Raw genomic sequence first — 12,055 nt, 5'->3', positions numbered from 1 at the left:
TGTCAATGAAGGAAATGCAACTATCCAAGCTTTACTAGATGCTATGGCAGCTATCTTACCCGAAATTGAAGTTTTAATAGGTGTAGTTGATTTCTTTGATAACGATTATGAAGATAATGGCTTCCTTAGCTACTGGGCGGAATATGGAGTAGCTAATGGAATTCAATATACAAAAGATGTTTTATCAAATATGAATGCTGTACTAAGTAATGACTTTGATAATAACGGTACATCCGAGGTTGAAGAGTTGATTGGTACGGTTGATTTCTTTGATAATGATTATGAAGATAATGGATTCATAACATACTGGGCACAAGAGGCTGTTTCCAATGGAGCAGGGGTAATAAATCAGGGATTATATATTTGGAAGCGCCTCTTGCCCCATGTTGAAGCACGTGAAGGAAGAAACCTTAATCTCTTTATCGGAGATGATGCAGGAATATTATCTTTCTGGATGAACGAGGTTCTAAAACTAATAAACGAAGAAGGCCTGGAGCTTGAAGAGGCTATCCAGAAAATAATCGATAAACTAAGCGGGGGTCAAGCCCTCGCTTCTTTTTTATACGATACTTCTGAAAAAATTTTACAATACTTTCAAGAAGGAGCTGGGATTGACCTTGCAACAGGCCTTCCTTACAGCTGGATAAGTTTTACAGAAGATGATAAAGTCTACCAACCTAATTATACCTCAATAACCGACATCGGAATGCATATCATATCTTTAGTATCACTATATAAGCTGGATAAATTAACAGCAGGGGAATTTAATGCAGCTTTAACTCAATTAATAAATTCTCTATATTCATTGCAAACTTATAGTCCTGAGAAGGGTGAATTTGCGGGAAAAATGTATTTCTTTAACTATTACGAACTGCCATCTAAAACTGCAACGTTCAATAAGTTCATTTCATCCATTGATAACACTAATCTGGTTATGGCATTGATCTTAGCGCGAGAGGCAGCTCCTGTATTAGCCAATGATTTAAACGAGCTGATTAACAAAATTGATTTGGGGTTTTTCTATGATGATACAGCTCATCTTTTCTACGGAGGTTATGACTACAACGACGCAAATGAAACAGTTACTCCTTCAAACTTCCACTACGGAATATTAAATACCGAAACCCGTCTGATATCTTACCTTGCAATCGGTAAAGGTGATATATCCGGCGCTGAGGCAACCCTACATTGGCAAACATTAGCACGCAATAAAATAAATGTTTATGGGATTGATGTTATTGCAAGTTATGGAGGAAGTTTATTTGAATTCTTATTCCCATCTCTTTTCATTGATGAAGCACAACTATCACCTGATGGATTTGGGCTTAACTTCAAAAAAGCTGTTTTAATACAGAAGCTGCAGGCAATTGAAAACGGTTATCCTTTCTGGGGCGAAGCACCGTGTTATAACAGTATATATGAATACGGGGAATTCGGTTCTCCAGCTGGAGTAAACCCATATCCGACTGAGGGAATACTTTCACCTTACACGCTCTTGCTTTCTTTAAATGCAACTGGTGAAGGAGGAGATTTACTAACGCTTCTTGAAAACATGTATCCCGGAAGCATTCAATCTGAATTCGGCTTGATTGATGCAATAGATGCAGACAATGATTTGGGGATTTATCTTAATTCAACTCTCCTGCAGGGCATAGCTTTAGCTGCAATAGCTAATAATCTTAATAATTCAATCCGCGGCTTATTTATGGGCAGTGCAGAATTTGCAAATATAGCCGAATTAATACAAAACGAAACTTTCTTTACAGAAACTGAAATAAACGCTGAAATGGATAACGTCTATAATTTAATAAACGATAATATTGCTCAAAACAAATGGGAAGAAGCAAGAGTGCTTTTTGATTATTTAAAAGATTTAATTACAACTTATAACCAAGAAGCAAGATTCCCTAATCTCAATCAATTAGAAACTCAAGTTAACAATCTCTTTACACAAGAATTAGAGAACCTTTATCAGGAAGGTAAAAATCAACTTACTGCATCCCGGTTTTCAGATGCCATAAAGATATTCCAGAAAGTCCTTTATTACGATACCGAATATAAAGACACAGAAATACTATTGACTCAAGCCCGAATATTAAGGAACGACGCAATTGTAATACCTAATATGAATTACCTTGTTACAACTTTTGAAGAAGGTATGCGGCCAAATAGTATTGTACAGAAAATAGGCCCGGTTGATGGGCCGAACGGAAGTATTGATATCGGGATTGTAGAAAATACTCCCGAACACGGCAAAGTAATGCGTCTTCAGTATCAACTTCAGCCGGGAGGATTCAATGGAATGTATTTAATCACCGATAATTTAAATCTCAGCAGCACAAATAAGCTCAAATTTGACATTAAAGGCGATGCAGGAATAGGAATCCCAGATAAAATTAAAATAGAACTCTGTATTGACGGAATAAATTATTCTTTCGAAATAGATAATATAACAGGCGATTGGCAAACGATAGAAATAAACTTGGGTGATTTATTACCTCTTTTACCAGCTAACTTCGAGCTGGAACAGATTGCAATAATCTTTGAAGGCGACAATGTAGGAAATAATCAAGGTGCAATTTACATTGATAATATCGGATTTAATTAAATCTTAGAAATTATAGCTTCGGTCATCTCTTCTGTTCCAACTGCTGAAGGGTCTTCACGGGTAGGCTTAAAATCATAAGTCACTGCTTCACCTTCTTTTAAGACTTCTGCAACTGCATTCTCTAGTCTATCTGCTTGGTCTTTAAATCCAAGATATCTTAACATCAGCATGCCTGAAAGAATTGCAGCAGTAGGATTAACCTTATTCTTGTCCTTATATTTAGGAGCTGAGCCATGAGTAGGCTCAAATACAGCATAATTATCTCCTATGTTTGCACCTGGAGCAACACCAAGGCCTCCGATGAGCCCGGCGCAGAGATCGGATATAATATCTCCATATAGATTGGGCAGAACCAAAACATCATGCTCATGGGGCCTCATCACAAGCTGCATACAGGTATTATCGACTATTAATTCCCAAAACTCTATATCAGGATAATTCTTGGCAACTTCACGTGCTACCTCAAGAAACAAACCATCTGAGAACTTTAATATATTTGCCTTATGTACTGCTGTAACTCTCTTTCTGTTGTTCTCTCTTGCATAACGGAATGCATAATCAACAATCCTTCTTGCGCCATTCTCTGTTATGAGCTTCAGGCTCACACCCCACTTCTTGGGCAGGTCATATTTGTAGTATTCTTTTAAAATTTTTGATAGCTCTTCTTCTCCACCAAATTTAGGGTTAAACTCTAATCCCGAATAGAGATCCTCTGTGTTCTCTCTTATGATAACTATATCAATATCATTAAAGTGAGACTTTACCCCTGGATATGACTTACAAGGCCTAACACAGGCATAGAGGTCGAGGCTCTTTCTTATCTGAACATTTACAGAGCGAAAACCTATACCAATTGGCGTAACAATAGGTCCCTTTATTGCAACCTTATTCTCTCTTATTGAATCTAAGACATGTTCAGGTAAAGGCGTACCATACTTATCCATAACATCAGTCCCTGCAGCTACAACATCCCAGGTAATATCTGCTCCGGTTGCCTCAACACATCTTCTCATAGCCTCGCTAACGCTGGGACCTATACCATCGCCCGGAATAAGAGTAACCTTCGCCATCTAAATATCTCCCTTCTTCTTTATATACTCTATGACTCCACCCTCTTCTATTATCTTTTGCATAAATTCAGGCATTTTTTTAAACTCTATCTCTTTATCTTTATTTAAAACCTTTATCTTTGAGCTATCCATATCAACTTCAATCTCATCACCATCATCAATATTATCTGTATCTGCCTCTAAAACCAATAACCCAAGATTGACAGCGTTTCTATAGAATATCCTGGCATAATACTTTGCAATAATAGCTCCAATCCCTGCTGCCTTAAGCGCCTGAGGCGCCTGCTCTCTGGATGAACCGCAGCCGAAGTTTTCACCTGCTACGATAAAATCACCCTCTTTTATTCTAGAAGCTAAGTCGGGGTCTAAATCTTCAAAGACCTTCTTAGCAAGCTCTTTAGGATCTGTAATAGAGAACTTATAGCGGCCGGATATAATGTAGTCAGTATTGATATCATCGCCTAGCTTATGAATTCTACCTTTCATAGGCATCTTTTGTATCATATTTTTCAATTATTGACAATAAAGAACTTATGCAGATATTGATTAAAATAGATTTAGCATGAATTTGCTTAAACTACATCGAATTAAAATATCTCTTCGAATCTTACACTATCTTCTTCAAAGTAATAATAATAAAGCGGCGGATTCATTATATCAATTGCAGCTTCAGTAAATGCAAAATATATAGGTTTAATTTCTGGAAAACCTTCTCCCGTAGGCTCATACCTAAAAGTTATACTTTTAGTATACTTTTGCCCGTCTTTCGCTATAAAATTATAACTTAACGTTTTACTACGTGCTGCTTTATACCCATAAGTTTGGTTAGCTTCTTGATCCAGCTCATAAACATCTTCGACTTCTAAGTTCTCAGTAATAAATATAGCATTTATAATCTGATTATAAATATTATATATCTCATCTTTAAGCATCTGGCCTCCTTCTTCAAGAGAATCTAGATCATCAACTCCGTAGTAATCTTCAATAGTCCTCATTATTGCACAAAACCCCCATAATCCAGGCTGATCTATAGGATCTGAATCTTTTGAATCCTCAGATAATTCAGTATTAACAGCAATATCTTCAGCTCCCACTGGATCTCTATAGCAAGATATGAATGTATCTTTCGGCGTAAGCATAACACTCTGTGCAGAAGATAAAAATACACATACCAATAATACAATAACTCCGCTAATCATCTTCATATTTAAGCCTCCCTTTTTGTTACACTATTTATACCATATATTGACTAAAATACAAAAAATATTCTTTTTATTTTTTATAGCCTTATAGTGCGCTGGCTTTTAGGAGTGTTTTGGTGTAATCCTTTTGAGGATTATCGAGAATATCATCGCTTTTTCCTTCCTCGATAATAGAACCGTCATATAAAACTATTATTCTATCCGATATAAAAGAGGCTATTTTAATATCATGTGTTATAAATATCACGCTTAAGCCTTCCTCGTCTTTTATCTTAAGAAGCAAGTTTAATATCTGAGCCTGAATAGACAGGTCCAGATTAGATGTTGGTTCATCACAGATCAATAATTCAGGTTTAAGTATTATAGCCCTTGCAATAGCTATTCTCTGGCGTTCTCCGCCTGACAACTCATGAGGGTACTTAAGGAGATAGTCCGAGCGCAATCCGACAATATCAAGAGTCCTTAAAACCTCGTCTCTGATCTTCTTCCTAGGCACAATATTATGCACCAGAAGAGGTTCTCTCAATGTATTAAATACAGTATATCTTGGATTAAGAGTATTGTAAGGATCTTGAAAGACTATTTGAATCTCTCTTCTTACTCTTAAATCTTTCTTATAAAGAACGCTCAAATCTTTACCTTTAAAAAGAATACTACCTTGATCCTGCTCATATAGACCAGCTAAAACAAAAGCAAGTGTTGACTTACCGGATCCTGATTCACCAATTACACCGACTGTCTCTTTAGAATCAAGCTTAAAACTAACATCAGATAATGCAGCTACCTCGCCTCTCTTTTTAAGAAAAGCACCTCCAACCTTAAATTTTTTACTTAAACTATTGACCTCTAATATCTTCTTCATATTTTCTCTTTAAAACAACTCAAGAAATGACCTTTATTTACTTCGATTAAAGGCGGCCTCTTTTTTTGACAGATATCCATCGCATAAGGGCAGCGGGGATAAAAGAGGCAACCCTTGGGAAGACTGCTAAAATCAGGGCTCTTACCTCTAATCTGCTTAAGTTCTTCTATACCTCTTCTGGGTATGCAATCAAGTAAAGCACGCGTATAAGGATGGAGAGGTTTTCTCTTTATCACGCTGCTCTTAGCGTATTCCATTATAGAGCCAGCATAGAAAATATAGATTCTATCTGCAATATAGAAAGTCTGCTCTAAGTCGTGAGAGATAAAAAAGATACTTAGACCTCTTTCATCTCTTAGTTTTTTAAGTAGATCCAGGATACCTTTTTTAATATGGGCATCAAGTGCTGTAGTAGGTTCATCTGCAACCAATATTTTAGAGTTAGACCCAAGCGCAAATGCAATTGCTACACGCTGAGCCATACCTCCGGATAACTGATGAGGATAAGACGCAAGTACTCGCTCTCTATCTTTTAACCCCACATCTAAGAGTAGCTTGTCCATCGTCTTATCATCTACTTTTTTCCTAGAACCCACTTTTAATATCTCTTTTAACTGATATCTTATTGTAAACATAGGATCAAGGCTTGGTATCGGATCCTGGAAGATATAAGATATAAGCCTGCCTCTAAAATAAGGGATCTGTTTTTTGTCCACCTTATTAGATTTTATCCTATAACTCTTGTAGCTCATCCTGGAATTTCCATCTGGCAATAGATCGGCTAAAGCCAAAGTAGATATAGTTTTGCCAGATCCAGACTCACCTGCAATCCCAACAATTTCAGATTCTGAGATATTTAGATCTAAACCCTGAACTACACTCATAAAAGAGTTTCTTTTTTTAAAATCAATCTTTAAATCTTTTATCTCTAATACTTTCATCAAACTATTTTTCTCTTAGGATCATATATATCCCTCAATGCATCTCCAAGCATATTAAACGCAACAACAGCAAGAAATATAAATAGGCCCGGTATCAATACCCAGGGATGAAGTTTTATCTGTGCAATTGCCATGGCATCTTTTAAAAGATTACCCCAGGAAGGAATAGGATCCTGAATACCCAAACCCAAGAGACTTAAAGCAGATTCACCTAAAATATAAGATGGAATGGAAAGCATAATCGCTATGATTGTATAGGATGATGTATTAGGAAGAATATGTTTTATAATAATTTTAAAATTAGAGAGCCCTATGGACCGTGCTGCCAAAACATACTCTTTCTCGCGTAACCCCAAAACAATACCTCTTATTACACGCGCAAGAGATGCCCAGCCGATAAAAGATAGTATTATTATTATCAGAAAATATATCTTAACTGTACCTATCTCAGGAGGAAAAGATGAGCGCAAAGCAAGCAAGAGATAGAAGCCCGGCACAAGCATAACCATCTCACATAGCCTCATTAAAATATTATCAATCTTACCCCCAAAATATCCAGCCACTCCCCCAACAATCAAACCAATAAAAAATGTAATTGTAACAGCAATTAAACCTATTGAAAGCGACACTCTTCCGCCATAGATTATGCGGGAAAAGAGGTCTCTTCCTCTTGAGTCTGCTCCAAAGAGATATAGTTTAGCCTTATCAGAAGTTACTCCAAATAGATGAATATCGGCAGGAAACAATCCGAGCAGTTTATAGCTATCGCCTCTAATGAGAAACTCTATAGGATATGCCTTACTCTTATCTTCCTCGTAGACTCTCTTTCTATACTCATCCAAACTCATCGTATATTTATAGATAAAAGGCCTCAGGTGGAAATCCCCTTCTAAATCAAAGAAATGAATCTTAGACGGAGGAGCATAGGATAATATTCTCTTCTCACTCCTATAATGGTAGGGCGAGATAAATCCTGAGAATATGACACTAAGGTAGAGGAAGAATAGAACAATAACCGCAATCAATCCGCGTCTATGCCGTAATAGCTCTTTCATTTGACCCTTATCCTCGGATCCGCAAATCCAAGTAAGATATCTGCAATAAGATTACCGCCTATAAGCATGAAAGAAGAGACAAGCATTGAACCCATAACAAGATAGATGTCCTGGCTTCTTACAGCAGATAACATCAGAGAGCCAAGTCCGGGCCAGTTACAGATAATCTCTGTTAGTGCTGCACCGGATAATAGACCTGATATCTGATAACCAAATATAGTAATCAAAGGGTTTATTGCACTTCGCAATGCATGTATATAGGTTACTCTCTTCTCGCTTATACCTCTGGCACGCAGAGCAAGAATATAGTTAGACCTTAATACTTCAAGAAGGTTACCCCGCATTATTCTTATCAAAGATGCAATAGCCCCCAGTGATATAACCAGGGTAGGTATAATCAGGTGTTTAAATAGATCTAATATCTTAGAAAAGAAGCTTAGCTCTGTAAAATTGGCAGAGACCATACCTCCAAGCGGCAATACCCCTGCTAAATATGCGAAGTAAAGCAACAGAAATGCCATAAAGAAAGTCGGAATAGAGAGCAGGAGATAAGAGAGGAAAGATATCAGCCTATCCCAAGCTCTATCCGCTTTAACTGCAGCAACTATCCCAAGAGGAAGAGCTACCAACCAGGTAAAGAAGAAAGAGGAGAGTGTAAGAAGTAATGTGTTTAAAATTCGCGTTCCCAAAACCCTCGTAACAGGGATGTTATAGGCAAATGAGTATCCGAAATCAAGATGTATGATGCGTTTAAGCCAGGCAAAGTACTGCATGAGCACGGGTTTATCCAATTGATACAGCTCTATGTATTTTTCTATAGTCTCTTCGGATATCTGAGGATTAAGCCGCATCTGGTTAAAGAAATTACCAGGAGTCAGATTTATAAGGAGAAAAGCAATCAAGGAGATAGTCAGAATTAAAGGCAAGGCTATAAGAAATCTTTTAAGAATATATATTAACATAGTATAGTTTAAGAATTATACCATGCCTAAAGAGAGTAGATAAAGATATTTGTACTATTGTTTAACATTGAATATCTGACTATAAAAATTTATAATTTAAAATATGGAATTTGAATTCGTTTTAAAAAAAATGCTTAAAGAGCTTCAAGACAAAGAGATCCGCTACAGCCTAATAGGTGGTTTTGGGATGGGCGTCTTAGGTATTACTCGTGCAACTTTTGATATCGATTTTTTAATTCATAAATCTGATTTGGATAAACTGCACAAAATAGTCACAAATATAGGCTATGAGCTCTATTTTAAAACTGAAAATGTATCTCACTATGCAAGTAAAGATCAAGCTCTTGGAAGTATCGACTTCATACATGCTTTCAGAGAGACGTCTTTAAAAATGCTTGAGAGAAGAGTAGAGAAGAGAGTATTTCAAGGCAAGGTACCTATCTACGTTCTAGAGCCAGAAGACCTGATAGGACTCAAAATTCAAGCTATGGCAAATGATCCTCAAAGAGAGTTTCGTGAAATGGCAGATATTGAAGCAGTTATCAGCCTATATAAGAAAGATTTAAAATGGGGACGTATTAAAGAATATTTTGACCTATTTAGTATGGATGACAAATACCAGGCGCTTAGGGAGAGATTTATAAATGCTGAATGAAAGAGAGAAGCTTCAACTACTTAAGGCGGTAGAGTCAAAAACTATACAAAAAGATTTTAGAAATTGCAAAAGAAACAACAGTTTCAATATTGAGAACAACTCTGATCTCAATTGGTATCTAAATTTTCTTACTGCTTTTAGCAAAATATTCTCAAAACAAAAAAGAAAATCTATGCAGTTTAACAAACCAAATGGATACTCTAAAGTACTTCTTTAAAAACTATTTTTTCTTTAAAAATCTAAAGGACTATAAAAAATAACTGTTAAAGAGACTTACTCTATTATATATATCTCCTCTATATTATGAAAAGCTCCCCCGTAAGGTTTGGGGTCTAAATTGCCGAACCTATCCCTGACCGCAAATATACTCTCAGGTATAACTGTATATATAAGAGGAAGCTCTCTTGATGCAATCTTCTGCCAGCTATCATAGATGCTCTTTCTCTTCTTTCTGTCTAATACCTGAACACCATCCTTAAATAATCTATCTATCTCGGCTTCCCAGGATGTAACTGGCTTATCTTGCTTTGGATTCCAGATATGAAGATGGCCACTTGAGAGCCAGATATTAGATGAAAAATGAGGCTCAATACCTCCTGTAAAACCTAAGATAATAGCCTCCCAATCATAGCTGCTGGTTATCTTGGTGACCAGGTTGTTGAACTCAAGCGGCAAAAAATTAACCTTAATACCTACATTAGCTAAATCCTCCTTTATAAGCTCAGCTATCTTTACTCTAATATTATTCTCTGCATTGGTAAAAAGATTGAAACTCAGATCTTCTCCGCTCTTATCTTCTAAGATACCGTCAGAATCAACATCAGAGAAATCCATATCAGCCAAAAGCTCTCTTGATCTATTTAGATTATAACTATGCTCCTCTATGCTAGAATTATAAAAATAACCCGAAGATGGAGATAGAGGACCAAATTGAGGATAACCAAACCCGTTTAAAACTATATCTATTATAGAAGACCTGTCCAAAGCATAAGATACCGCCTCTCTAAACCTCCTATCTCTAAACCATCCCAGCTTCTTCTTATCTATATAGGTCTCCTTGGTCTCGGGATTAATACTATTATTTTGATTAAAAGTAATAAAATTAGACCCGAATGCAGGCCCAACCTCATAAATCTTAAAACCTTTACTCTTCTCTTCCGGTTTTAAGATAGAATAATCTTCACCTCTTAAAGAGTAGTAGTCAATCTCTGAATCAAGAAATTTTAAGAGCGCGGTATCACTATTAGGAACTATCAGAAACCTCACACCTTTAAGATAGGGAAGTCCATTGCCTCTCTCATCCTCTCTCCAGTAATATCCATTCCTGACTAATTCGACAAGCTGACCCGGGATATATCTGGAGAGTTTAAAAGGGCCTGTTCCTATAATCTCTTCCGGCTCTGAGTCAAGAGTCCAGGAACTATTAAACTTACCTTTTTTAACGACATCTTCCAAAATATGTTTAGGTAAGATATTGGTACCCATCGCCATTAAAAATGGGGCATAGCTTGAAGAGAGAGTAAATCTTACGCTATAATTATCTATCTTCTCTACCTTAAAAGGCTCACCTCCTGCTTTAAGCACGTCTGATGCGCTGGACGGTATCTTAGAATTATAGATAAGGTCATTAAAAGTAAAGAGAACATCATCAGCGCTAAAAGGCTCCCCATCATTCCATTTAACATCTTCTCTTAAATAGAATACCCACTCTCTCCCTCCCCGTCTTACCTGCCAAGATTTAGCCAGATTGGGCTCAGCTTCTTTTGTATGAACATTCATTCGGGTCAAACCTTCAAAGATAAGTCCGGTAATTTCAGTGGTAGAAGTCTCTTTAGCTAAAACAGGATTGAATGATTTAGGGTCAGATATTGAAGCAAAAAATAGATAGCCGCCATATCTGGAATCAGCTCTCTCTGCTTCCAAGCTCTTCTCATCATTCGCACATGAGGTAAGCAGGATGAGAAAGAGAACTAAGAATTTCATTAAAATTGTTCTGCGGTATTCTCCTCGGGTATCCTCTCCATAAGAGATTTACTCTTCCCTGTAGAGAGCTTTGCTAAGGTTATACTCAAAAGTATAAAGAGCACAGCTAAAACAGACGTTGCTTTTACCAAGACAGTTGTTGCCTTAGGTCCAAAGACAGATTGAAAAGCCCCTCCCAGAGCTTCGGATAATCCGCCGCCTTTTCCGCTCTGCATTAAGATTACAGCAACAAGCGCTATACAGACAATTAAATATACTACAATCAAAAACGTATACATAGGGTAACCTCCATTATCTCTTTACACTTAAACCTTTCTTAACTATACTAGAGAAGCTGTCTATCTCCAAGCTTGCTCCTCCGACAAGTACACCATCAAGGTCTTTCTCTTTCATCAAATCCTCTATGTTATCGGGCTTAACACTTCCCCCGTATAGAATGGAAGTGCTGTCTGCCGCCTCTTGGTCATACTTCCTAACCAGCTCTTCTCTTATAAGAGCATGGACCTCTTGAGCCTCCTGCGGTGTTGCATTCTTTCCCGTTCCTATAGCCCAGACAGGTTCATAAGCTATGACTATTCTGGCCAGCTCTTCTTTGGATATATCTTCAAGACCTCCCGACAGCTGGGTCTTAACAACATCTTTCATCCTACCCTCTTCTCTCTCTTCTAAACTTTCACCGATACAGAATATCACCTTTAGACTATTTTCAAGAGCCAG

At 37.1% G+C, this 12,055-nt stretch carries 12 protein-coding genes; 2 read left to right on the top strand and 10 right to left on the bottom strand.

What is annotated here, in order from left to right:
* On the top strand, positions 1-2,608 hold a 2,608-nt coding region (locus tag P9L98_02270; protein MDP8216131.1), incomplete at its 5' end, for a glucoamylase family protein.
* Here the strand turns inward: P9L98_02270 and P9L98_02265 are convergent.
* The 7 genes from P9L98_02265 to P9L98_02235 form a co-directional block, all read right to left on the bottom strand.
* Positions 2,605-3,678: an isocitrate/isopropylmalate dehydrogenase family protein gene (locus P9L98_02265; protein ID MDP8216130.1), complete on the bottom strand. Its 1,074-nt coding sequence runs from the start codon at positions 3,676-3,678 to the stop codon at positions 2,605-2,607. The two genes, P9L98_02270 and P9L98_02265, sit on opposite strands and share 4 nt — an antisense overlap.
* Positions 3,679-4,170, bottom strand: coding sequence for a 3-isopropylmalate dehydratase small subunit (locus tag P9L98_02260; GenBank protein ID MDP8216129.1), 492 nt, complete (start codon positions 4,168-4,170; stop codon positions 3,679-3,681).
* Between the two features lie 95 nt (positions 4,171-4,265).
* Complete coding sequence (locus P9L98_02255) at positions 4,266-4,883, bottom strand: hypothetical protein (protein ID MDP8216128.1); 618 nt, start codon at positions 4,881-4,883, stop codon at positions 4,266-4,268.
* Between the two features lie 82 nt (positions 4,884-4,965).
* A complete protein-coding gene (locus P9L98_02250) occupies positions 4,966-5,742 on the bottom strand; it encodes an ATP-binding cassette domain-containing protein (protein MDP8216127.1) in 777 nt (258 codons plus the stop codon).
* On the bottom strand, positions 5,739-6,683 hold the full coding sequence (locus P9L98_02245; GenBank protein ID MDP8216126.1) for an ABC transporter ATP-binding protein: 945 nt from the start codon (positions 6,681-6,683) through the stop codon (positions 5,739-5,741). The genes P9L98_02250 and P9L98_02245 overlap by 4 nt, the downstream gene beginning before the upstream one ends.
* Positions 6,683-7,738 (bottom strand): ABC transporter permease, encoded by a 1,056-nt coding sequence (locus P9L98_02240; GenBank protein MDP8216125.1) that lies wholly within the window; start codon positions 7,736-7,738, stop codon positions 6,683-6,685. The genes P9L98_02245 and P9L98_02240 overlap by 1 nt, the downstream gene beginning before the upstream one ends.
* A complete protein-coding gene (locus tag P9L98_02235) occupies positions 7,735-8,700 on the bottom strand; it encodes an ABC transporter permease (protein ID MDP8216124.1) in 966 nt (321 codons plus the stop codon). Before P9L98_02235 ends, P9L98_02240 begins: the two co-directional genes overlap by 4 nt.
* Positions 8,701-8,803: 103 nt before the next feature.
* On the opposite strand from P9L98_02235, the gene P9L98_02230 reads away from it, so the two are divergent.
* Positions 8,804-9,355, top strand: coding sequence for a nucleotidyltransferase (locus P9L98_02230; protein ID MDP8216123.1), 552 nt, complete (start codon positions 8,804-8,806; stop codon positions 9,353-9,355).
* A 273-nt stretch (positions 9,356-9,628) separates the two neighbouring features.
* Here P9L98_02230 and P9L98_02225 read toward each other — a convergent pair whose 3' ends face one another.
* The 3 genes from P9L98_02225 to P9L98_02215 form a co-directional block, all read right to left on the bottom strand.
* Positions 9,629-11,338: an ABC transporter substrate-binding protein gene (locus tag P9L98_02225; protein MDP8216122.1), complete on the bottom strand. Its 1,710-nt coding sequence runs from the start codon at positions 11,336-11,338 to the stop codon at positions 9,629-9,631.
* Positions 11,338-11,616 carry a preprotein translocase subunit SecG gene (secG, locus tag P9L98_02220; protein ID MDP8216121.1) on the bottom strand — a complete coding sequence of 93 codons (279 nt, stop codon included), beginning with the start codon at positions 11,614-11,616 and terminating at the stop codon, positions 11,338-11,340. Before secG ends, P9L98_02225 begins: the two co-directional genes overlap by 1 nt.
* Before the next feature lie 13 nt (positions 11,617-11,629).
* On the bottom strand, positions 11,630-12,055 hold a 426-nt coding region (locus P9L98_02215; protein ID MDP8216120.1), incomplete at its 5' end, for a triose-phosphate isomerase.

The sequence above is a fragment of the Candidatus Kaelpia imicola genome, assembly GCA_030765505.1.
Taxonomy (GTDB): Bacteria; Omnitrophota; Gorgyraeia; order Kaelpiales; family Kaelpiaceae; genus Kaelpia; species Kaelpia imicola.
Note: the sequence above shows the minus strand (reverse complement) of the source record. Positions and strands in the feature narration are given on the sequence as shown.